The following is a 25,569-nucleotide window of genomic DNA, read 5'->3' as shown; positions in this document are numbered from 1 at the left end:
CACAACCGATCTATAGCAAGAATTCCGAAAAACTTAGATCAAATTAATCACTATTTAACTATTGAAATTTAAAATAATAAAATATTGATTTTAAGTTATTTAAAATTAAAATCAAATGGAAAAACTGTAGAAATATTCAAATATAATTCTGCTATTTTAATCGATAAAATAGTCTTTAAATATTTAATTTGGAAGTTTATTAAAATACGTGCTTATCAGTCTCTTTTCAGACAATTATGTGTTGAGTAATAGATAGGAAAGAATCATTTGATAAAAAAAGAACATTGACAAAAATTCCGAATTTTTAATATTTCAAATTAAGAAAATTGTTGTTTATAAAAATTTCATTTACATCTTTGTGACCGTAAAAATTGCTGTTAAGAATATCAAATTTGTAATCTTTTATAATAATGAAAATTCAGAAAAATAAAACACTAGAATATCTATTTAATTGCTAATTTTCAGCTATTAGAAATCTATATATTAAATAAATAATTCCTTAGAATAAAATTTTGTAAAAAAACATGATTATATATTTACGATGTAAACAAAATCTAAGTTTCTAAATTATCTTTGCATATTTTAAAGTATTAAATAATTTTTACAAATAAATCCTCAATAGAATTATAAATATCACAGCATAAATTCCTTATAAATGAAAAAAAATATTTCCTTTTTTTTAACACTTATTATTTTCATCTCTTTTTATGGGCAAATTACAAGAATCGTTGGCAATCCACAAACGGACGAGATCAATGAAAAAAATAACAAGATTGCCCAAAGTATGAATGATCATACTAAAAGTCTAGCTGAAAAGGAAAAAGCATTACTGGAAGTAAAATCACAATCTGAAAGACTGGAATACAATTTCGGAACTTTACAAGCCGGAGTACAGTTGATGAGTATTTATTCTTACCAAAATAGATACAAGGACGTTGTAAGCCTGGGAAACCAGTTAAAAAAGATAACAAAAAATTCCAAAGATGAAGAAGGTCTTATTTCTAATATGTATCGTAAAATGGCATTGGCTTTAACTTTTTTGGGACTTGATAGCGAAGGTTTAAAAGACTATAAGTCTGCAATAAATAGCGCCCAAGAACTTAAAGATGTCAATACAAAATATTATACATTATCATTATTATATGAAAACATTACCGGAGTTTATGAAAACCACAAAAGGTATGAAAGTAAAATATATGATGATTCCATAGCTTATTATCTTAATAAAAGCCTTAATATCGGAAAAAAAATAAGTGATAATAGTATATCTGTTCCTAAGAATTTGAAATATGACCAGTTGGCATTTACCAATATGCGTCTTGGTATTTTTTATTTGGAACATTCAGATGCAGCTAAAGAAAATTTAGATAAGGCTCAAAAATATTTATTTGAAGGATTGAAATTTTATGAAGATAAAAAATATAATGTCTCTCTTAGTAATAAAATAACAATGCTCAATCAGATCAGTTGGTTATTTTTAGAAAAAAAAGAGTATCAAAAGTCAATTGATTATGCAAATCGTGCATTAGAACTGGAAAAAACGTTTAACAGCCCTTCTGACCGGGTAGAATCTTTTGAGTTCCTTATGTCTTCCTATATGGAGATGGGAGAAAAAGAAAGATCAAAAGACTATATGCACAAGTATAATTCTCTTAAAGACTCGCTAACATTTGTACAAAAAAAAGAGGCTGATGCTGTCACTAAAAATATCATAAAAAATATAAATAACCAGCACCAGGAAAGTGATGAAAAAGAATACACTATTATCAGTATTATAGCAATAATTGTTATTGCTGCCATTATCATTATGATCATCTTATCGAGGAGAAAAAATAGACTTCTTCGTAAGGATTATGAAAAAGTTATTGAACAACTTAAAAATCATGCGCCGGTTTTTCCTGTTGAAGAGATTGAAGATGATGAAAGCGAAAATGATTACACCATTGCTTCTGAACCAGAACCTACTGTAGCCAATTCAAAAACGATAATATCTAAATCAACAGAGAATCGTCTATTAAAAGAATTAGCTATTTTCGAAAAATCAAAAAGATATCTAAAAAATGACTTTTCAATTAGTATCCTTGCAAGCCGACTGGATACAAATGTAAAATATGCATCAGAGATTATTAAAAATAACAGATCGCAAACTTTCAATGATTATACTAATTCTCTAAGAATAAGATATATTTCTCAAAAGTTATACGACGAACCAAAGTACAGAGAATACAAAATCTCTTATCTGGCAGAAGTATGCGGATATTCTTCACCTCAGGTATTTGTTACAGCTTTCAAAAAAGTAAATGGAGTTACACCTTCTTACTTTATCCAAAATTTGAATGATGAAAAATTTAATGTTTTGATTTAAAATAATTTCAAGATTTCTAGCCATATAATAACCATTACTATAAAATTTCTTGCATCAGAAAGTCAATTGCTTTTTCATTCTGCTCTTGCTTCTCGTTTTGATTGAGTTTTGAGTTTATTAGTCCAAAAATTATTTTAAGGGATTCTTGTATCATTTCCTGCAATTAGAAGACGGAGATAAAGCAGTTGTGATTATTGGCATATAGCTGTTTAAAGGTCATGCAGTAGTACTGGAAAAAGTGGAATGTGGTAAAGTATTTTTACGTGATCCATTACCTCCGAATAAAGGAGTTTCTTATTCTATTAAGATAGAAAACTTTGAGGAAATATTATTGGCATGATACTACCCAGGGAATATTTCAGGGGAATTTCTATGTCAAAATACGTTACCGTAATAATTTTTGTCTTTGGATCAATTGAATACAATGATATAAAATAAAAATCCCAGATTATTGAGTCCGGGATTTTTTATATGGCTACACTTGAAGATTTATTTTAGAATTTCAAAGAAACACTTCCCAGAAAACGTGATGGAGCTTGTGGTGTTAATCTCACTGACCAAGCTTTTTCATTGGTAATATTATCAAACTTCAATCCTACTCTATATTTTGGCTGATCATAGAAAATACCCAGATCAAACATTTTATAAGATGGTATAATCACTTTGGCTGTTTGTGTATTTGTCTGATAGGATGAAGATCCCATATTTCCACCACCACCTATTCCAAGGCCTTTTAATTTACCTTGTGGAATTCGGTAGCTGACCCAAAAATTAAGCATACTAGCAGGACCGGATAAGGCAGGTCTCAACCCGTTAACAGAAGGGTTTGCATTCGTAAACTTACTATCGTTATAGGCATACCCTGCAACAATATTTAATCCTTCAAAAGGATTAGCCGTTAGTTCTGCTTCTATTCCCTTACTCAATTGAGTTCCGTTCTGGATAGAATAATTGATATCATCAGGATTCGTTCTTAGTATATTATCAACACGAATGTTATAATAGCTTAATGTTCCTATAAGTTTGTGATTGAAGATATCTGCTTTTACTCCAAATTCCAGCTGATTGGCATATTCAGGCTTAAATGAGTTTCCATTAATATCTACTCCACTTACATTATTAAAACCATTCATATAGTTTCCAAACAATGAAACTTTATTCTTCAATATTTCATAGACAATCCCTAGCTTTGGAGAAAAAGCGGTTTGCCCGTAAGGCCCCGATTGTGCTCCACTATTACTTAAACCTCCTTTTATTTCACCGGTAGTAATATCATAAACTCCCTTAAATTGAAACCTGTCTACCCTCAAACTGGCCATTACCATAAGCTGATCGGTCACATTAAAGACATTTGATACGTATGCTGCATAGGTATTATCACCGTTATTCTCTTTTCTGAATGCTGAAGTTGCCGTAAGAGCATCAATGATATTACGGTTTACTCTAAAGTCTGCTGACGGATGAACGAAATTAAACACCTTTGTATTGGTATGGTATCGGTCAAAATGATTAGAGTTGTTATAATAATCTAATCCTACAACCATTCTGTTTCTAAAACGTCCGATATGAAAATCTCCGATAAAGTTCTGTTGTAGATTGGTCGCTATAAACGATGTAGTCCCCACCATCACCTGAGCACTTGCAGTAGAGTCTGTTTTACCGTTTATAGCAGAAATATAGCCATTAATTGTTGATCTTGCACGAGACATAATCGTCTGGGAAGTCCAGCTTTCTGAAACCTTATAATTTAACTGGGCAAAAATGTTCATCATTTGTGTTTCATAGGCAAGGTCATCACCTAGGAAATTTTTATAGTAAGGAAACTTCATGTCTGCAATAGACTGGGTTTTATTACCTCCTGTATAAGGATTAAAACGTACTACCGAGGTTCCTTTTGCCTGATTAAACTCTACATCCAAAAGAAGCGACATACGATCGTTGATTTGATAAGAAAAACTCGGGGCAATAGCCAATGAATTGGTAAAACCTAGGTCCTGAAAACTCTTTTCAAACGTTCCCGCTGCATTAAGACGAAAAAGAGCAGTTCTGTCTTTATTAATTGGAGTGTTTACATCCACCGTTAATCTATTATAACTCCAGCTACCACCAACATAGCCAATTTCACCCCCAAAATCATTATAAGGTTTTTTAGTAACACGATTGTAAACCCCACCATAGCTGCTGGCAACACTTTTCCCGAATAAAGTTGCTGAAGGTCCTTTAATAGCTTCTATGCGTTCTAAATTAACAGGATCAATAACTGAAAATGCAGCTCCCGCCACTCCATTTCTGGCGTTAGGCTCTGTTTCAAATCCTCGTGAACGAAATGTAACTCTTCCTTGATTGGCTATCATAGGAACTCCCGCACCGGGTACATTTTTAGATATACTTCCAAGATCTACAGCGACCTGCTCTTGAAAAAGCTCCTTGGTTACTGTATTGTACACTTGTGGATTTTCCAGATTCTTTAAGGGTAATCTTGCCACAAATCCGCTTTCTTTCTTAGAAAACCTATTGGTATTTTTCATGATTACCACTTCCTGTATTGCCTGAATATTTTCCTTGGTGAGTTGATAATCCAATGTTGTAATTTCACCAGTTTTCACCTCAACCGGAATACGTACTTCTTTAGATCCTAAAATTTGTAATTTTACAGTGTATGTTCCTGCATTCACATTAGTAAAGCTATAGTTTCCCTCATCATCCGTCAACGTTTGGCGATTTGCCTCCAATAGCGAAACTGATATAGCCCTCAGGGGTTGCCCATCCACCATATTTACTCTACCTGCTATCCCACTTTGTATATCCTGTGCATATATTTTTGTTAAACTTATCAGGGAAAAGAAAAAAATCAGAAATGGCTTACCCCATTGTATCATTTTACCTGTTAAAGCGCCCTCCTGCTCTGCTTCTTTGACATGAAGCATTGGCTTCGTTGGAAGCTCATTCTTACATGATTGTATCATTTTTTCAGCCTTATTTAAAATAATTATAAATAAAGGTGCAAAATAAAGGAATAGTAAATTCCCTCACAATATTAATTTAAATTATTCTAAATAAAATCTTAAAATCACATTATTGAGCCAGTTAATTCATTTTGTTTTATTGTTATCACATTGTTTAAAACAGGCTCTATAAGCTTGATTAAAGCATATATATTGAAACGTATAATTGGTTATTCACATTTTACTAACAAGTTATCAACAATTCTATTTTTATAGGATCTATCTAAGCACTTATATTATTAAATATTATAATCAGTTTTTTATTATTCCTAAATCTATCCTAAATCACCCTTTACTTTTGTCTTGTTTTTAAACAGTATTGATTGTGTTTCAATAATTACTCAATACATAAAGCATCTAAATTTGTTATGATCAAATATTCTCAAGCGATATCTCCGTTATCCTTATCCAATCTTATGGTTTTACAAGTTTTAACATTTATAGTAAAGCAGCTATCTGATATGTTCAGTTTAAGGAAAGTTCTTGTAATTTTTGGTATATTAGGTTGTATGGGAAGTGTAGTCAATGCACAGATTAGTCCTCCAGGTCTGGGAGATGCCAATACAGCTTTCTGGTCTGCCTTTGGAGTAAAGCGTGAACTGGATTCCTTGGGAAAAAAGCAAACAATGAGCTATATTGCCATAGGGCGGAAAAGTAGTCCGGATAATAATAATCTGTTTTCAAAACAAGCCATTTTTGTATTAAATCATGAGGTTTACAATTCCTTTGCCCCTCATCAGCAATACAGCTATGCCATCAGCTACAGAAGACAACCTCAATATGAAAGTGATGCTCCTTATGAAAAAGAAAATACTGAACAGGAATTCAGGATCTACGGACGATATGCCTATACTTTTAATCTTGGAAAGAAATTTAAACTCAAAAATACTGTCCGACAGGAATTCAGAAAGTTCTTTGATGCAGATTTTCATAAGGTGGAAGAGGATTTTCAATTAAGAACCCGTATCAAAAGCCAGTTGACTTACAATTTATCTCAAACAAATAATCAAAAGCTGGCCATAAGTGCTGAAGCTCTGTTTTCTGTGAGTCATCTTAATGAACCGGAACAGCACTGGAATTCTTTTGGATATCGGGAAATGCGTCTTTCTGCTTATTATATGTTTAATATCCCTCATTCCCCTTTTACTGTAGACATCGGATATATGGATAATCTGATTCGGGACAGCAACAGTATTCACAAAGGTGGTGTGCATTATCTGGCTGCAGATCTGATCTGGAATATTCCTTATAAAAAGTAATTATATAATGAATATAAAAATCCCGGCCATTTCTGATCGGGATTTTGCTTGGAAAATACAAGGTTTTCCACAATATAATTAAGTATGAATGTTTGGTGTAAAATTTTAGTTACATAAGGTGAGAAACTGACGGCTCATCTGTACCTTGAATTTTGCTTCAGCTCTTGACTGATGGTAAATAGAATGTTCAAATGCCCGTACTGTCTTCAATTTCTGATCAATAAACTCAGCAATATCAACAATGGAAAAAATAAAGTCCTTGTAAGTCTCCATATTCACGGTCTGCCCGTAATATGGCAGATATGCTTTTAAAAATGGAATTACTTTCTGGTGACGATTGTAGCTGATACAATATCCTACCCCCTCTACGGATGTGACGATATGATGATCATTGATGTAATCCAGAATATTTCTATTTCCGTTTAAAGCAGTATTATTTTTTGAACAATACTTGTTGACTTTATCCAAAATATGCTGCGCATATTCCATCATCGAAATATTTTTAAATTCAAATATTTGGTTTAGTCCCTTTTTGGAAGAATTTTCTTTTTCGCAATCAGCACAGAAAGAGATGCCAATTCTCTCATGATAAGGAAAAAAACAGTCTTTAATTTCAATGAAAGCATCTGCCTTTAGCCTATTCTCTGTAAAGTTGTAGTACAGATAAGGGCTATATAAAGCTACAAGAGCTTTCAGATAGTCTGTTTCATTTGTATTATAATATTCTTCAAACCATTTTTCAAGGTTATCATAATAATTTCTTTCAAAGTCTTTAAAGTTTAAGTAAAACGGCAATTCCATAGCTCTGTAATTTTGATATGACAAAGCTATTACGCTAATGCGACAAAACTTGACGCAATATATTTTTCTTGTGAAATGTAATGAAGTGTAAAGAATTAATCTTCATTCGTTCATAATTCGGATGCTGAATCTTAAGTTCTACAACAACTTACTTATCATAGTTTTTCATCAGATACTCAAAATAATGGATCATTTTCAGATAATTTTCAATGCTTAGATATTCGTTGGTACTGTGAATACTCTGCTGCTCCGAACTGTTGATTTTAATAGGCATAAATCTGTAGACATTTTTACTTACAATTTCATATTTACCGGCATCTGTACCGGCCATGGTAAGGTAAGGAGATACGATGGCTCCGGGATGAATCACCTTCACTCCCGCTTCTATTAATTTGAATGCCTTTGTATTGGTAGGAGATACTGCGGAGGCTTCTCTCGTATTATCAATCTCTTCTACTTCTACGTCAAAGCCCTTGGTTGCCTTTGCAATATGCTCGCGAACATCTTTCACCGTATTGCCAGGTAAAAGTCTGAAATTAACGACAAATTCTACTTCGGGAGAAAGTACATTGGTTCCGTCGCTGCCTTTCATCATCGTTAAAGCTGTTGTGGTTCTTACCAATGCATTGGTTGTATTGTTTTTGGTGAGTTGTGAGATAAGCACGGGTTTTAAAAGCCATTGATTAGCCAATGCCAATCTGGTCGTAAATGGCATGGCTCCTCCAATATTATTAAAAAATTCTTTGATTAATGGGGTGATGACAGGTTTCATCTGATCATCTTCCAGCCGTTGCATAATCACAGCAGCCTTACCAATGGCACTTTCCATTGGAGGCATAGAGGAATGCCCACCTAGCCCCTTTACTTTTATTTTTGCGGAAAGAAAACCTTTTTCTGCACAACCTACTACAGCAACGTCTGCATCTACCCCTGCTACGTTTCCTTTTCTCATGATTAATCCGCCCTCATCATATACAGCATCAAACTTCAGCCCTTTTTTCTTAAAATAATCTGCAATCTGTATGGCTCCTTTCTGCCCGCCTACTTCTTCATCAAAACCAAAAGCAAGGTAAATATCGCGTTGTGGAATTTGTTTATTTTTAATCAAATTATTCATGGATTCCATTAAGGAAAAAAGCATACCTTTCATATCTATGGCTCCTCTACCATAAATTCTTCCATTAGCAACAGCACCTGAAAAAGGGGCATAATCCCAATCTTCAGCAACTTTGGCAACAGGTTCGGATGGTTTGTCATCGGGTCTGAAAACATTTTCCTCATTATTTTTTATATCGGCATCTCCAGGAGGAACTACATCCATATGGGACAGAAATAAAATGGGTTCCAACTTCGTATTACTTCCCTTAAGTCTATAAACTAAACCGTACTGATTTACTTCAACATATTCTGTATTCTGGTATACCAAAGGATAGGAATTTTTTAGATATTCTTTAAACTGACCAAAAGGGGCGTAATTAAATTCTCCCAAACTCCCTGTAGAAACAGTTGGAATCTTTATTCCTCCTGACAAGCGCATGACTGCTGAATCATTTTTTACAGGTTTCCATTCCTCGCCGGATCCGGATGTATTTTTCTTAAAAGGATAGGTGTAAGTCTTGATCAGGAGTATGGCAGCAAGAATAATAAGAATACCCAGAATGGATAAAAGAACTTTTTTCATGGCAGAGAGGTTTTGTGATGTGGTTTGATTGTATAAATATAGTAAAGTATTTGATTTTTAACAATTTTAAAACCGGGCTTTTCAATATTACAATGCAATTAAAAATCTGTTTAGTCTATACTTTATTTTATGTAAACAAATAATCCCTTTCTAGATTTAGAAAGGGATTATATTTATTTAAATCAGTAGCATATTAATTCAAAATATCATTCATTTGGGTCAGAATGATTGGTTTTCCGCCTGTCACTACAATTGTATGTTCATACTGCGTCATATAGCCTGTAAGCAACGGCTTCACCTACTTTCTGCATTCCGATTAGCTGATCGTCGCTTGTAATTGACATAATTACATTTTATTTGTTGATGTTATTTCCATAGTCACGGGAAACAACAAAGTTAAAGAAATAAAATATTCATTTCTTAAGTCAATAAAAATAAAACGAGGAGTACCCGATGATACTCCCCGTTATAGCTACTTGCTATGTAGATGTTTTTAAATACAATTAAAATCCTCTACCTATGGTTAAAATATTTTCATCCTTACTAAACATCCCTGAGGTGTTTTCTGTAACAACTTTAAAATGATGAGCCAATATATTTCCCTGTTCATCATAGTAACCTAGAGAGCCTGAACCCCAATTAGTATCCTTTAATGCTAGTTTAATTGAGGCTTTCAATCCAGAACTATTATCTTCCAGAGTTTTTATCTTTCTCCAATTTCCTTGCTCAGACATTTTATAAACATGGTATTTTGCTTTATAGGCCATTCTAGCCCATGTAAATGTTACATTACTTAACCCCTGTCTTCCAAAAGTCCCTTTATATTGCATGAAAGGAGATTTTGGCAACACATTTTCCGTAATCGTAGTCACCATAATCTTGGATGCTTCAGACGGAGCATATTCTGTTACAACAACATCAGATTGAGGATTTCCGGTATAGTTTGCTTCTGCATATTCTACCTCAGCTTCAACAGTTACACGATAGTATAACGGATCACTGAATGGTACTTCCAGTAAATCTGCAAAATCATCTTCCAATGTCCATACTTTATCATTCAAAACACCTGCAGCTTCCAAATCCAGCTCTTTTACAAGCTTCATTGTTCTTACAGAAACAGCATCCTGCATGGTAAGGGCACGATAAAGTTTTGCTTTCTTAACATTATAAATTTTCTTGTAGGAATTAATTGTAACCTGCATTTTTGGTGAAATACCCAGTTCTTCATCTTGTAAAACAGGAATTACACTTTTAATTTCCGGTGTTTTTAATGGGAATGAATTGACCATTTTTACAGGTCCTACCGCTGTACTCATTTCTCCCTGTACAAGCTGTGCATTGACTTCTTTTACAGAGTAGAAATAAACACTTGTAGAAGCACCGTCTAATGTAAAATCTACAAACGTTGTTTTATTATTTCCTACCACTTTCATCATTGGTGCCATATCGAAATCCGGAGAGGTAGGGTTAAGATATGCCCCGTTTTTGGCCCTGATTACCTGTGCTTTTGGAATAGGCTGATATTCTCCTCCTTTAATATGCTGGTACAGAATTGGAATTTCCGTTAATGGAACATATGAATTCTGAATGGTTTGTTTAATAAAATCATAGAATGTTACTTTACCATATTTTCCACTTGGATGTTTCGGGATAATTTCATATTCCAGATTAGTCATCTGAGGTGGAGTTACAGGGCTGATATTCTCCTGAAAATGTTTATTATGGTCTTTAATAAACAAGTTGATATTCTTGAATAAATCTTCATTATCGGGAAGCGGAAATCCAAATCCATTATACTTTTTGAAGAGCTTTGTAGAGTGGTCATATTCTGCATTGGCCAATTCCAGAAGTCTTGAATTAAAGAATTCATCACTGTTTTTTTCTCTGATAAATTCTATAGAATTCTCAGCCGGAACCTGATTATCGGCGGTATAATTATACAATGAACTCAATAAAATATCGTCGTTACTACGAAGATACATTACACTGAATGGTCTGTGATTAAACTGCGTTGTAAATGCATAAGATGAACGTCCGAAATAATCCGGTCTGGTTGCATACTTAGATCCCAAAGGTGCCTGTGGAGTTGCAGGAGCTTCAATTCTTCTTCCAAACATCATGGTTGGAATAGAAATTCTCGAATTATATCCGACATAGGTATTGTCTATGGCTCTGGCTCCGAAAATGCTGTATTTTTCTAACACATCCGGGTCTTGAGGAATCACATGATCCTTGGTCAAACGACATGGTGCATTGTAGTGAAGATAAGCTCTGTACCCTGGATAGAAATTCACTTCTTCTGTTCTTGGAACATCAGGCTGCAGAGGATTTGTATCACTATGGGATTCGTCTAAAGCAAAAACTCTTAAATCACCGCTTCCAATATTATCAATACGAATCACCTTAAGTATTCTTTTCTCAGCTCCCTGCTGTCCTACAGCAGAAACACGAAGACTTCCTCTATACCATTGTACACTGTCTTTACCTGGAATATCAGAAAATTGAGGATGCTTATTCAAGGTATATCCAGGGAAATTAAATTCATATAGTCCTGTAAATGGAACTCCCGGTTCGTTAACCCTCGTGATGGTTGCATTCTTTTTAATACCTCTAAATTTCCTGTAGTATGTATTGTAGGTAATATCCGGTGCCTGTCCTGATTCAATGGTAACTTCTTCTGTATGAATCGGCCAGTTATCTCCAATCTGAATTTTAAGAGAATGAGGGTTTACGGCTCCCCATGAACTTGTATTTTGCATATTCTCAGCTACCATGAAAGATACATTGGCACTTGGCACTAAGAAGTTCGCAGGATCAAAAGGAATCGGGGTATTTTGTCCGAATGCATTTCCAATCTGCATTTTCAGAATATGAAAAATCGGAAAGTCCGGACTTGAACCTGGCACAATATTATGGATAATATAATCATCTGTACCTACGGTAAAAATTCCTCCAATATAATTAGGAAAAGCTGATCCAGGAATCGTTGGGGTCACACTCTGGATAACTCCAGGATCTACTAATCCGGCACTGGCTAATGGTAAAGCCTTGGTTTTAATTACAGAAATCAGAGGATTTCCTGGCAGATCCGTTACCGTATCAATCATTCCAAAAACCTGCTTTAATGCTTCAGGACGATAGAAAACTTCAATTTTATCTGCAAATAACTCCTCATTATCCGGCAAAGGATTAAAGGTAGATAGATCCACTCCGTTAATTGCTTTTTGGTAGGAAATAATATCCTGTGAAGCATCATACTCCATAGTAAGCCTTACCAAAGTCTTATCAGTCGCCGGATTTAGTTTATACATATCCTGCTCATTCTGTGAGGTAAGCAATATTGGCAGCTCTTCCTGTATTAGGAACGCACTGATACTGGATGGAGGCAATAGTGTATTGACAGGCTTAATTTTTGATTCGATCTGCTGGATAATGGGTGAAGACTTTGCTCTTGAGAACCAGTTAACACCATAAGAACCATACATATGGATTCCTGATTTTGTTTCTTTATGTACAAATGCAGGGTTTCCAAAATCCGGGATAGCAATGGCTACCGTTTCGTTATGTGCTTCATCTCCATTTGAATATACATTCAGGAAATTAGGATCGTTTGGTAATTCAGGCAGATTCCATTTCGTGTCTCCTTTAGTTTTATATTCAATTCCTACGGATACGGGATAGGTGAATTTGGACATATCAAACTCTTGAGTCGAGTAATAAAACGGGCTGTTTGCCGGCTCATCCGGAGTTAGCTCTTCAATCATCAGGCTTAAATATCTTCCTGTACCGTCATGGGTATATCCATCTGCATCGGTAAGGCTGCTCATAGTAGTTCCCGCTGTAGGGTCTGCTGAAACCATTCCCGGAACCGGTGCTTTTAAACGAACGGGAAGAGACAGACGCTGATCTTCTAAGGAAGTTGGCAATGACATTGAGAGGTGATCAATTTTAGTTGATGGCTCACCTGTTTTCAGATCTACAAGAGTTTCATAATGGGCAATATACAGATACTGACTTCCATCGTAAACTTCGTCTCTTAAATCCAAATGCCCTAACCCAAGCATTCTTGCTACGTGATAGTCTAATGCCGCCATCTGAAGATTATTGAAATGAGAGAACTCCAAAGGGGTTGAATCGTCAGGGTTATCAGTAGAATAATATTGATCAATGGCTAAAGGATTATCCGGATTCTGGCTAAGATCTATATACCTTTTAACAGAATCTCTGATGGTATTTCCTTGATCAGGCATATGTCCCCATTTTGTCTCATAGTTTCTGATATTTACAAATTCATCATCGTTATATCTGGCCCAGACTGCATGAACAGGTCTATCCGGATTAGGTTCTAGTCTACGTAAAACCTCTCCATCATCCACGGAAAGTCCAAATTTTCCGATTTGTTCCCAGTTTCTTTTGAAAATAATATCTTCATAGAACTCAAAACTAATCTTGGTAATAATTGTTGCTGTTGGAATAAAACGAATACTTCTTCCGTTTTCTGCAAAGATTTTTTGTGAAAAGTCTGAGATAGTCCTTCTGAAAGTTACATTTTTAGAAAGCCCTGCAAGATTGGTTTCTACAGAAAGTACTTCTGTTTTGGCAACCCCATTATTACTGGATGTAAGCTGTGTTGCAAAGAACAATTTCTGATTGGATTCTACCTCAATAAGATTACTTCCATACTGCTCTAGAAACCCCATAGGATTTGAAAAAGGATCCGTTTGGTTTCTTACCTCGTTATATTTGTTTTTATTTCTGAAGTATACACGGAACATCCCGTCTTCACTATTACCATATAACCACAATCCTTCGGAATCAATAACCGTGGTTGGCTGATTTGTAAGATAAAGTTCTCTTACCTGAGGTTCGTATCTGGTTCTATAAACATTGACGTAGTCATTTTGCTTGTTAAATCCTTTAGGCGGACCTGCATGGTGGTCTCCTTTTGGTAAATGCTCTGTTAACTGCCCTTTTAGGGTCCATCTTAGGTGAATACCTGAAGTACTTTCTTCTCCCTTGGACCCAGCCGCCTGTAGATACAGGCAGTTGGATTGTACAAGAGGGTTAGTAACAGGAAGAATTCCTGAAGATGCTTTTTTATTATTTATATTGAAAGACATTTCTATTAGTTTATTTTGATATTTTCTACTTTAATTTTATCTGCCAGCTTGTATTCACCACCATTCCATGTTTTATAGATAAACTGGAACATCATATTTGTTTCTGCAATATGCTGTTCTGCATTCATGATAAGAACCTGTGAATAATCTTTTGAATAGATCATTGAATAGTTCATATCTCTTTCAGGTTTCAATCCTACACCTACCTCTTTAAGAACTTCAACCATTCCGTCCAGATCTAAAGCTACATTTCTGCTAACAGCCTCAATAGGAATTCTAGGGTGGTTGAATGGCTCTGGGTTTCTGACAAGAATAGCCACTACATTTCCTGTTGTAGTATCAATAATTTTATTGAACTCATTTGTAGGTGCATCTTCCTGTGGAGTAATTCCAAATAATCCCTGAACGATTCTGTCAAACGGATGCTGATACTGCATTGCAATAGACTGGCTTAAAGGATTGTCACAGATTTTCTTTGGATCTGCTTGAACAATTGCCCAGGCAGCCTTAAGCTTTTCTGATGTTAAAGCTTTTCCAATGCTATAAACTGCTTGTTTTGTCTGCTCAGCACCATTTGCATCTTTATACTTAATGAAGCAGCTGTTAACCTGTTCTGCAAAGTCTGCATAACGGGAAGTCTGGAATACAAACTTGTGAACTTCTTTCGCATATTTCTGTTTAATTTCCTCGGTCATATTGGTAACATCTACATTGTTATTTTTTCCCCAATAGAAGTTCATAACCTGTGCTGTATAAAGTTTTTGAGGTTTCAGCCCTTTAAACTTAATGGTACGATACACAGATTTTGGAGGTTCCATATTCACAATTCCGGTACAGTTTTGTCCATTATTCAACATACTAAAGTATTGCTGCATTACTGGTGGAATTGCCGGGCTAGGATCTACTGCCCAATTTTCAATAGTCTGAGCGATATTAGCAGGGTTAGTTATTACAGTGGTTTCATCAGAAAACAGTCTTGGTGGATTCACAAGAGTAATATCTTCTACAGGATCCTTGATAAGGATCTTCATAGAACCTCCTAATTTTTTCATTCCATTATACTCATCCCATCCGTCCAATAATTTGGAAACATAGCTAGATGTAAAGTACATTGATACTTTCGTTGTTTCATCATTATAGAATAATGGTTTGGCACTTACTATATTTCCATCTGCATTTGGATAGGAACGTTCATAATCAATATAAGGTCTCAATGATGTATGAGGGTATAAATCCGGATGCGGAGTAAGTTCTTCTCCCGCAACAACAGGAAGCAGATTTCCGTCTTTATCACGGATTCTTCCGATGGTATCTTCTATAACATTGGTAGAATCTTTAATCTTAATTTCCCCATAGGTAGAATCCTTATCTAAATGGAAGAAGCCTAAAGGTCCTGCTGTACGGAATGCATAAGCATAGCTTAATGACTGCGACGGAGCTTGTCCGTTATCTACAGTATCCTTTAATGTAAACTTCACATAATATCCCGTATCTGGTCTCCATACTGGCTGAATAGACCTTGTAATTGCATTTACTGCTGCTTGTGTCTCCGTTGTAACAGCTGCCAGAGAAGGAATATTCACATTGTAAAAATGATCTTCCACAGATAACCAACTTACTTCATGGAATAGTGTGAAACATTTTTTCTGACTGGAACAGTTTCCTAGATCTCTTAAAATAGAGATCATGTCTTCACATGCAGTATCGAAATCTCCGCTATACATGGCATACCCTGACCATCCCATAAACCTAATGGCTACAATTGTATTGATTTGTCTCTCTAAAATTTTATTCAGATATTCATAAGAAGGATTATTACTAATAAACTCTCTATAAGCTGAATATAAAGGAGTTTCGGAACGAGGTGGCTTATCATTAAATATTCCGAATTCTTTCTGTGAAAGATAGGCACTCAGATTACATAGTACAGAATCTTCGCACGGGTTCATGTATAGCAATAAGTTATTAATCTGCTTCAGTTTGTCTTTTAAACGATCAAAATAACCAATAACTACCTGTTGGTCAGGATTACTTACATTGATACTACCTATAAGATCTTCTAACAATGCTCCATACTGTTCAACATTTAGTTCATACGCCAGAGTTGGGATCCAGCTGCCTCTTAATGTTTCCAATATTGACTGATAAATACCTGCATCAAGATTTCTTCTGATAAAATCTACATCTAAAAGTACACTTCCACCTCTTCTATCAAATGATGTGAAGAAATAATTATTATACATTTCAACCATCTTAGGATACAATGAGCAAGCTTCCTCATACTTTTCCTTTGCAACACCTTCGCAACCTCTGGATTGTAGTTTTTCCAGTTTTCTTTCAAGCTCAGTATATAGCTCAGGATTACTTGGGGATACAGTACCTACTACACCACCTTGTTGTAGAGCTATTTGGTACCCCTGGCTCATAAGTTCTGCCATCTGTTGCAGAATAAGGTTAACCTCATCGTTATCCACCGAATCCGGAGTGATTACAATTTTTGTAATTCCACCTACCGGAATAACTGAAGGTGAGATTGGAGCCTCAAGATCCTGTTTTGAATAATACTCTTGCTGAACATCATATTGTACAAAGGACTGCGTATTGGTTAAATCAATCAAAGGAGTGTAATAAGACACGGTTACCCCTGTGCTGTATGTACTCAACTTCAGTTTGATCTTGGCAGCCGGATTTGGCAGCATGATCGTAAGCGGAGAATGATTTTTAAACAATAATGACTGTGCAAAACCATGGTTATTTGCTTCATCTGAAACTTTTGCATGATCCCCCTGCATAACAGGATTTCCATTTGGATCTACTGTATATTGTACATCCCCGGCAATCTGGTAAGAAGCACCTTCACTTTGGAAGAAGTTGGATGAAGAAGCATAATACAATGTATTCAAAGGTTTCTCAAGGAAATCAGACGTTGAATCTTGGATAGTTTGCCCCTGACAGAATAATGTAGATGGCATTATTCCGTATTGTTCAGGAATAAACCATCCGGCATTTCCCTGCTCTGTATAAGAGAATGGGGTCATACCCAATAATCTGATCGCATTGTACTGATTATCTTTTTTCTGCCATTGTCCTACTCTCAGGTTATCTAATGCCAGGTTGCCAGGTTCCATTGCTTTGAACGGATCATACTTCTTCCAGCCTGAAGTTCCATCATTGGCCATAATTTCAATGGCTTCTAATGTATACTGGTGTTTTACCTGTCTTAGTTCCAGGCCTTTCATTACTTTATCCGGCGGAATCATATCAGTAGAATTGGCTGCAGGATTGGTAAATCCACCAATGGTAGCACTTGTTGCTGCTATCGGAAGCAATCCTTTTGTTGTCTTAATATCAATATAGGTATCAAGAGGTACTACTTTTTTAATAGTTGAAACATCAGGGTACATTGTAGTACTTGCTCTCTGAAGATCAAATGTTTCATTGGTTAACATACTGATTCCTTTCACCAGACTATCTTCCTGACCCGGGATTTCTGTAAATGGCTTCACCGGAGTTCTGTCCACTTCTTTATTAAATTCCCATTTCAGTTCCAGTTTTGCAGAGAAGCTGATCTTAAAGAACAGAATCTTCAACTTAAATGCGACCGTAAATGCTCCGTAGATCAGGAACGGTTTTGGTGATTCTACTGCGAGAAGAATGGTTACCGCCGCATAAATACGGAAGATCTTCACATTGATATCAATCACTAATCCCGCTTCAAAATAAGCACCCATCTGAGGTTTCTGGAAACTGATTTTTCCACCTAATTCCAGATAGGCTAAAACAAAGATACTCACAGGGCCGAATTTTCTGTCAAACCTGAATTCTCCTCTTGCACCGGCCTGAATTCCTTTTCCGGAAATCATCAGGAATGCTTTCAGTGTAAAGAGATCCTTTAATAGTTTGGCCTGAATTGGCTTCTGCTGTGTTCCAAAGTTAATGTACCATGCTGATGGATTATTAAAGAAGAAACCTGCCTGAATTTCTGCGTACAGTTTAATAATATCTCCTGAACTTTCAGGGAATTTATAGTCTGCACCAAACCCGAATTCCAATGAATTATCTCCAAAAATGAAGAACGCAAAGAATGGTGGATCATCCTGGAAATTAACTCTTTTTGCCAGAAGCTTCATTCTCGCATCCACCATAACCATGGATGGAAGTGATAATAATAACATAGCATTGGCTGAAATAATATTTCCGTTGGCCATGGTATCCCCAAGTAATGCTCCAACTCCTAAAGAGAATGGGAAATTGTATTTCTCCGTTTTATCCGGACCACTAAATTTCTCAACACCTACTCCTCTTTCCGGAGCTGTATAGTATTCATACCAGGTATTTTGAGAAGTCATATTAATGGCTGCTTTTTCAGCAACATAACGATATCCTAATAATCCACGGAAGCCGTAAATAGATACCGGTCCTAATGCAATTGGATTCGGAAGTTCAATATTGGCATCAATCAGGAACGCAGGATACTTCGGAGCTAAACGCATGTTTACACCTCCTGCAATTCTAGGGTTTTTAACTTTAAGGCTTACTCCACCTTTATACTCCTGGAATGCTCCCGGCTCTGGAATAGACAGCCATCCTTTGATCGCCACATTCGGGTCACTTGAGTTAGCCGGAATAACCATATCAATATGGATCGTCTGAATATGAAGATAAGAATCCGGATCTTTTTGAGGATCATTTTCATTATTATCAGTTGTATAGTAATATTTAATTCCGTCTCCACGGGCATCAATTCCTGCTACTCCGATACTTACTCCTCCGTCAAATCCGAAGTAGTTGTATTTACGCATCACTCCTTTTCTTTCTCTTTCATGAGAACCGAAGTGAATAGCAGTAACTGAAATTTCCGTAGGTCCAAGTGGAATTTTAATTGGTTTTGGAAGAACCATATTTCCTCCGTTTACGCGGAAATCAATATGCCCGTCGCTGTAGATCCTTAATGCGGAAATACTTAGTTTTTGGCCTTTTAAAAGTTCACCAAAAGTTCCCAAGAATTCAATGTCTGCAGCAGCGCCAATATAAAACTTATTGTCCTCTTTTCCGAGTTCAACAGAGCTTAAATGCAGTTTCATAACATTCCCTAGCTGTACAGGAAAAGGTGGAGCAGTAGCGGCTGTAAGACGAAAATCTCCGTCGGCTTCGATATGACCCGCCACTTCAAGCTGAACTGGCTGTCCGCCTACAACAGGCATATCTGTAGGATAGGTGAATTTAGGAATAATCAAACCTCCTTTAATATTGGATGAAACCACTGAATTCTTGTTCAATGTGACATCAAAGGATTTGAAACCTACCTGAAATCCATTCTTTCCACCTAACCTTTTCCACATCATGGCATTATTACCATTTAAAGTGGATAAATAATTCTGGTAATTGGCACCGTTGTTAAAAACAATTGGATCTGCCTGTGCCAGAGGTGTCAGAGAAAGCGGAAACTTAAATGCAAATGGTGCATCTGAAGCTGCTTTTAAACCTTGTAAGATAGTTTTCAACTCTGCATAATTATTGGCTGTTACTAAACCAATTTCTCCTGTAGTCGCATCCTTATTGTATAATGACACGGGATAACTGAATGCAAACTTATCGTTGTAGTATTCAAAACCACCTCCCTGATGAGCCACAGGAACAGATTCCAGCATAATAGTTCCGGAAACACCTCCTGTTCCTACAAGCATGTCATAACCTCCCAGTCTTAGTGTTGCACTTGAGCTGCTTGGTGGGTTAGTTTCATCGTAGAACCATTTTGGTGGGAATGTTACAGAGACAGCTCTTGCATAAACTCCTGTAAAATCTGGTGAATATCCGTAGGCATCTGCTTCAGGGATATTTTTTGTTTTACTTAAATCCAGCTTCAGTCTGTCCAGCTGAACCAGTAATCCTGTATTCCCAATTTCAGAATATGTGCTTGGGCCTAATGATCCTGCAATATCTACATCATATCCGATTCCTGAAACAGTATCTGCATAAAGCACCGCTTTTGCAAAGTTGAAATAGGTTTTAGCATCCGGAGTTGGATCTGGTATTAATTCGCCACTGCTATTAGTAGTCCAAGGCTTCAGGATATTTCTTGGGAATTCGATGGATGCGGATGTTTCAAGGGTAATCTTTGCACTAGGTGTAATGATACTTCTGATATATTCATCAATATCTTCTGGTAAGATATTCTTAAAGAAAGATTTTAGTCTTTCTTTGGGATTAAAACTATTTATATTACTTACAATATATGTTGCAAAGGCCGCTAAAGCTGCACCTTCTCCATATGCTGTATTAATAGAGCTAATTAATTCCTCAATTCTATTATCAGAACTTGGATAAGGAATTGGAGACGAAATTAAACCGCTCAATTCAGCATTCAAATCATCAACAAATTTATTAACAGGATCACCTGTAGTATTAACGAAAACATTAATGGCTTGATTAATTACATCACTCTCTGTTAGATTAAGTGAAATTAAGGCTACCTTAAAAATTTCTTTTGGTGAGAATGAAAAATTATTGAGATTAAATCTTGATAGATAGCCAATGATTGGCCAATTGTATTGAAGTGTGACAGGAAAGGAAGAAATTGTATTATCTTGGTGATCTTTGTTTAGTATAAACTTTAAACCATAGACTAAATCAAATTCTATTCTCTTTTTTGCAACAAGACTCATGCTATAAAAAGCACTCTCTCCCGAAGGACTTACACTTGCCTGATAATTTTTATAATATAAATTAGAAAAAATATCCTGAGATAAACTTGAAACAAAATCTAAACCCGTCGGTAAATTATTAAAGCTAATTAAATTTGATAGCTTTGGATAATAGGGTTTTTGTATTATTGTGGTTGGCATAATTTATTAATATTTTATTATTTAGTGCTATAATTCTTCAAGAAGAATTATAGAATATTACTTTGATTGTTTTATTGGTGAAATATTTGTCCATATATAATTTTTACTTATTATACACACTTAGTATTTTACCAGTATTCCCATTCAAAATAATAACTATTCCATACGTAATTTTCCAGATTGGAGTATTATTATTGCTAATAAGCTTTTCAAACTGTATGGACTTTTTATAATCTTTAAAATCATTATTGAAATTTTTCGAAATCTGATCTAAATATTGGTAGGCGACTTTTAAATCATCATTACTGAGAATCGCTCCTGAACCCATATCCTTGCCAAGCATATTTTTAACATTCTGTTTTTGTATCTGAATAGCTTGCGGGAATAAACGAGGTAACATTTTTAATAGAATGTCGTCAGAAATTTTAAACTTTTTATCCCAGTCTGTAAATACAATCTCCTGTCCATTATCTATTAAACTATTTCCAACAAGTACATTACTCATGTAGGTGTCCATTATAGAATAAGTACACTTTCCAGGTTTTGCAGAATAAATTTCCTGCATTTTGTATCTATTGGCATAGATTTCAACAGTGAACCCTCCATCAGTAAGGAAGTCTACCGTTTCCAGATGTTTATTATTTCTTAAAATATCTAAAGAATATAAATTACTTGCTGTTGAAGATGGTGATCTTCCATAGACATTATAGTTTTTATATTTGAAATTAAATTGATACCTGTACTTCTGATCTTCCAGATTAAGATCTGCCAGATCTTTTATACTTTTAGCAGCCATAACACTATCCAGTTTGCTTTTAATGTAAAAGTTGTTATTTCTATTAATAACTGACTCCAGATTTTTTTGCAAATGCTGTAAATATTGCTCTTTAATAGTCTGATATTCTTCAAAAGCTATTTCAGAACAGTTTTGACCAGTAATATTTCTAATTGATTTATACTCTTGTCCTGATGAAAAGATATAAATACACAAAAAAGGTATCAATAAAAAATTTCTCATATTTCTATGTGTCTTTAATTAGTTTGTTATTATTGTAATTCATTTTCCAAATTTTATTCATTTGCCATTTCCAAATAAATTTTCTTAATTTATCTTCATCTGTAGGCTTGAATTGAAAATAGTCCATAACATTATCTGTAGGCACTGGTGATGGACTAGGAATTATTGATCCCAAAACTAACCAAGTTATTCGGAAAGTATACTCGCCATCATTATCAAAGCTATGATATAAAGCAATGGAATGTAATGCCTCATGAGCAATAGTATTTCTTTTCAATCCATGCCTATAAATCCTAGCTCCTCTATAGCCACTTATTTTATCAGCAATTCCGGCAGTTCCTCCATCAGTTCCTCCAGGCTCGTCAAAGAAAAATAAAACCAAAAAGTCATCTATCTTAATACCCGGATTCTCATCTTTTAATTTTGTCATACAATGGGCAAATACATCCTCCGTATCCTTTACGGCATAATAGGTAATACCACTATCTGTATAAGGCGTTAAATAAGATCCCACATTAGTACCTGCAACTTTAAAGCCCGGATCATTTGTTAAGTCTAAATTAAGATATTTAGTAGTATCTCCATCTTTTACTTTCAGAAAAGCTTGATTTAAAAAATTATTGAGTATTGACTTCGATTGAACCAAATCTGTACTTGGCAAACCACTTTTCACTGTTCCTGTTGTATTTGTTTGAACATTTACCAAGATGGTTTTAAGTATATAAGCTTCCGAATTTTTCAATAACCAACATTTTCCTGCCAACAGTTTTTTACTTCCCTCTACTGCAAACACTTCAATAGGAATGTCTACGTTTGAAGCCTGTAAAGACTTTATTTTTATCGTATAATTTGTATTGATGGTAGTATAGTTTGTAGCTGGGATTTCAAATTCTGCAAATTCATCATCTGATGAGGGGGTTGCAGTAGAATTATTTATAGCTACATATTTCTTATTATACTTTATATACAGCTTCGATGGATTCTGAGATTTTGTAAATTTCAACTTTACAGTGGTCTCTTTCCCAGGATAAAGAGTTATAAATGAATCTGTATGAAAAGCGAAATCAGTTCCTGAATGTCTCCAATTTGAAGGTTTATGATTATAGTTTTTACTTAAGAGCTTAAAATAGTTTAGTTTATTATTTCTAAATTGATAATCGATTCCATTGGAAACATCTATATTATCAAGTTGTCCTGTAGATTTATTATAATATTTCCCTATAACATCGTAGTATTTTTCTCTACCCTCAAAGCCGATAAAATCAAAACCACATTCATATCCAAAATTATAAGACGACAGATTTATGGGTAAAAAATCTACTGCAATATTGGCAAACTCTTCGAAGAATTTAAAATTATCAGAATAATCCTTGCTAAAGAAGAAACAACCATCAATAGTATATACTGTAACGTATTTTATTGTTTGTTTACGTTCTCCATTTTTATTATCAAATTTTACTTTCAGATCATACTTATAAAATGAACTTTTGGCATCAGTTACTTCATTCTCAAAATGGAAAGTTAAATTTGTTGCCTTATCATCTATAGTATAAACTTCATCCACCATTTTCTTATAATCTGCCTGTGAAATTCCTAATTGATAAATAGGAGCATTATCATCATCATTATCTTTTCTCCTATACAATAATGCATTAACGTCCTGAACATCACGTATCTTACCTTTCCATATGTTACCTTTCTCATATATTGTTTTACAATAGCTCTCAGCATCATTTACAGCAGTATAGTATCTGGCATTAAGTCCTCCTTTGCTTACATCTGATAATGAAATGGTAGATTCCTGAGGCAAAAGGATATAAGTTCTAAGAGTTTTGGACAAAACTGTAGGATCTGTTGGTATGTTTGTTGGGTTTGTATCTGCTAAGTATCCTTCCAAAACAAGTTTACTCTTATAAATTCCTATATTACTCCCTTCTTTTATCAGTACAGGTCTTAGGTTGTTTACTATTGATCCTTGATTACTTGTATAATCCTCTCTCTCAAAAACAGATTCCAAATTTACAGGACCAAAAAAGGAGTCAAGCGGGCTGGTAGGTTTATTGTAAACCAAATAGGTGAAACTACTAAAAATCTTATTTCCTGAAGAATTAACAAATGGTAAATTACATACATAATTCGACACAATTTTTGAAAAAAAGTAGCTTTTTTGAGGCACAGAAAAACTGCTGCTGCTTGATAAAAAAGTGGTACTGAAAAATGAATCATTGGGAACAACATTTGCAAATTCTATATTGCAGTAAGGTAACGGAAGAACAATAATAGGCCAATTTAAAGTACTTAAATTATAATCGGTACCATTTACTTTCAATATATTGTCTGAATTATAAAAATTTAAACTCCTATTATCATTTCCTTTAACGTAAAAGTAGGTCTTAAGATTGTTTTTAAACTTTTTAACAAAATTGTTATAAATGTCATCCATTGTAGAATAAGATGTACCGGTACCTCCTATACAAATACTTCCTGTATTACCATTAGGTGCATTATTTGTTACGTGTGAACCATAAAAAGCTGCAGGATCTAAAAATTTAAAAATATTCTCCCGGAAAATTTTAGCATCAATATTTGAATTTTCATTTCCTCCAAAAACATCAGGTAAAGAATTAGAACCATTCAATTTCAATGTACAAGAGGTTGCGGTAGCAAACTTCAAATCAAATTCTAATCCGGTATCAGATTTTTTCTGGGAAAAGTCACCTTCATCTACTACAATTTCAAACCCTCCAGAACCACTGAAAAAGTTACCTATATGAGTACCTGCTTTTACACGTACTAAATTATGAGAATCTTTTGGGAAAAATTTTTTAATAATTTCAGAAGAAGATCCAGAAGAAGTATCTGATAAATACCCGATTTTATCTGCTGTAAATTCTGAATTTGATCCATAAAAGCTTATATACTCCTGCCAAAAAGTATTTAAATATTCTAAGCTGCTAGAATCATTAAGCTGAACTTTTCCATTCACTGTCTTAAATAAATCACTTGCATTAACTCCTCTGTAAACGAAATATTTAACTTTAACACCGAGGTCAACTGGTGTGGAAGGTTTTAATAGGATATTAACTTTATCATTTGTACTGCCATGCCTGGCAAAAAATAGAACTCCATCTGTTACAGCATACGCTTTAAGCGCTCCAGGAAAGCTGGTTGTTATCTGGAATTCATTTGCATTGAGCTCACCAAAACTCTTATCTCCTGCTCCCTGACTAAAGGATAACTCAGTAAAAAAATAAGAAGTGGGTGATTTAATATTTACTGACATATTTTTTAAATATTAAAAATTAAAATTTGGTGTGATTCAATAAATTCCAAATTTTAGAATTCATTGAAGATTGTTTTTGTAATAACTTCATTGTGTTATTATCAAAATTTAAATGTAATCTCTGCAAGAAACGCAGGTACATTGTATAGTTAAAAATTTGGTGTTTTTGTGTTGTTTCATATTTTTTTTGTG

9 protein-coding genes are annotated in these 25,569 nt (G+C 34.7%); 2 read left to right on the top strand and 7 right to left on the bottom strand.

Features of this window, described 5'->3' with window-relative positions; all coding sequences use genetic code 11:
• Positions 1-655 precede the first annotated feature (655 nt).
• On the top strand, positions 656-2,365 hold the full coding sequence (locus EG359_RS19070; RefSeq protein WP_076356446.1) for a helix-turn-helix transcriptional regulator: 1,710 nt from the start codon (positions 656-658) through the stop codon (positions 2,363-2,365).
• A gap of 494 nt (positions 2,366-2,859) precedes the next feature.
• Here EG359_RS19070 and EG359_RS19065 read toward each other — a convergent pair whose 3' ends face one another.
• Complete coding sequence (locus EG359_RS19065) at positions 2,860-5,331, bottom strand: TonB-dependent receptor domain-containing protein (RefSeq protein ID WP_084180520.1); 2,472 nt, start codon at positions 5,329-5,331, stop codon at positions 2,860-2,862.
• 407 nt (positions 5,332-5,738) lie between these two features.
• On the opposite strand from EG359_RS19065, the gene EG359_RS19060 reads away from it, so the two are divergent.
• Entirely contained in the window at positions 5,739-6,629 is an 891-nt protein-coding gene (locus tag EG359_RS19060; protein WP_084180518.1) for a DUF2490 domain-containing protein, read from the top strand.
• Positions 6,630-6,734: 105 nt separating this feature from the next.
• Here EG359_RS19060 and EG359_RS19055 read toward each other — a convergent pair whose 3' ends face one another.
• The 6 genes from EG359_RS19055 to EG359_RS19025 form a co-directional block, all read right to left on the bottom strand.
• The gene (locus EG359_RS19055; protein ID WP_076356444.1) at positions 6,735-7,430 is read right to left on the bottom strand and encodes a hypothetical protein; all 696 of its coding nucleotides are present in this window, start codon (positions 7,428-7,430) and stop codon (positions 6,735-6,737) included.
• A 148-nt stretch (positions 7,431-7,578) separates the two neighbouring features.
• Positions 7,579-9,111 (bottom strand): M20/M25/M40 family metallo-hydrolase, encoded by a 1,533-nt coding sequence (locus EG359_RS19050; RefSeq protein ID WP_076356442.1) that lies wholly within the window; start codon positions 9,109-9,111, stop codon positions 7,579-7,581.
• A gap of 503 nt (positions 9,112-9,614) precedes the next feature.
• On the bottom strand, positions 9,615-14,231 hold the full coding sequence (locus tag EG359_RS19040) for a hypothetical protein (RefSeq protein WP_076356440.1): 4,617 nt from the start codon (positions 14,229-14,231) through the stop codon (positions 9,615-9,617).
• A 5-nt stretch (positions 14,232-14,236) separates the two neighbouring features.
• Positions 14,237-21,076 (bottom strand): hypothetical protein, encoded by a 6,840-nt coding sequence (locus EG359_RS19035; RefSeq protein ID WP_076356438.1) that lies wholly within the window; start codon positions 21,074-21,076, stop codon positions 14,237-14,239.
• Positions 21,077-21,179: 103 nt separating this feature from the next.
• Positions 21,180-22,094, bottom strand: a complete 915-nt coding sequence (locus EG359_RS19030; protein ID WP_076356436.1) for a hypothetical protein — start codon at positions 22,092-22,094, stop codon at positions 21,180-21,182.
• A 4-nt stretch (positions 22,095-22,098) separates the two neighbouring features.
• On the bottom strand, positions 22,099-25,377 hold the full coding sequence (locus EG359_RS19025) for a hypothetical protein (RefSeq protein WP_076356434.1): 3,279 nt from the start codon (positions 25,375-25,377) through the stop codon (positions 22,099-22,101).
• Positions 25,378-25,569 lie beyond the last annotated feature (192 nt).

Source organism: Chryseobacterium joostei, assembly GCF_003815775.1.
In the GTDB taxonomy this organism is placed as follows: domain Bacteria; phylum Bacteroidota; class Bacteroidia; order Flavobacteriales; family Weeksellaceae; genus Chryseobacterium; species Chryseobacterium joostei.
This window is presented reverse-complemented; position numbering and strand designations above follow the sequence as displayed.

Bases quoted from the DNA above. Each gene is read 5' to 3' on its own strand.
- EG359_RS19070 (WP_076356446.1), top strand. From the start codon at position 656: ATGAAAAAAAATATTTCCTTTTTTTTAACACTTATTATTTTCATCTCT.
- EG359_RS19065 (WP_084180520.1), bottom strand. From the start codon at position 5,331: ATGATACAATCATGTAAGAATGAGCTTCCAACGAAGCCAATGCTTCAT.
- EG359_RS19060 (WP_084180518.1), top strand. From the start codon at position 5,739: ATGATCAAATATTCTCAAGCGATATCTCCGTTATCCTTATCCAATCTT.
- EG359_RS19055 (WP_076356444.1), bottom strand. From the start codon at position 7,430: ATGGAATTGCCGTTTTACTTAAACTTTAAAGACTTTGAAAGAAATTAT.
- EG359_RS19050 (WP_076356442.1), bottom strand. From the start codon at position 9,111: ATGAAAAAAGTTCTTTTATCCATTCTGGGTATTCTTATTATTCTTGCT.
- EG359_RS19040 (WP_076356440.1), bottom strand. From the start codon at position 14,231: ATGTCTTTCAATATAAATAATAAAAAAGCATCTTCAGGAATTCTTCCT.
- EG359_RS19035 (WP_076356438.1), bottom strand. From the start codon at position 21,076: ATGCCAACCACAATAATACAAAAACCCTATTATCCAAAGCTATCAAAT.
- EG359_RS19030 (WP_076356436.1), bottom strand. From the start codon at position 22,094: ATGAGAAATTTTTTATTGATACCTTTTTTGTGTATTTATATCTTTTCA.
- EG359_RS19025 (WP_076356434.1), bottom strand. From the start codon at position 25,377: ATGTCAGTAAATATTAAATCACCCACTTCTTATTTTTTTACTGAGTTA.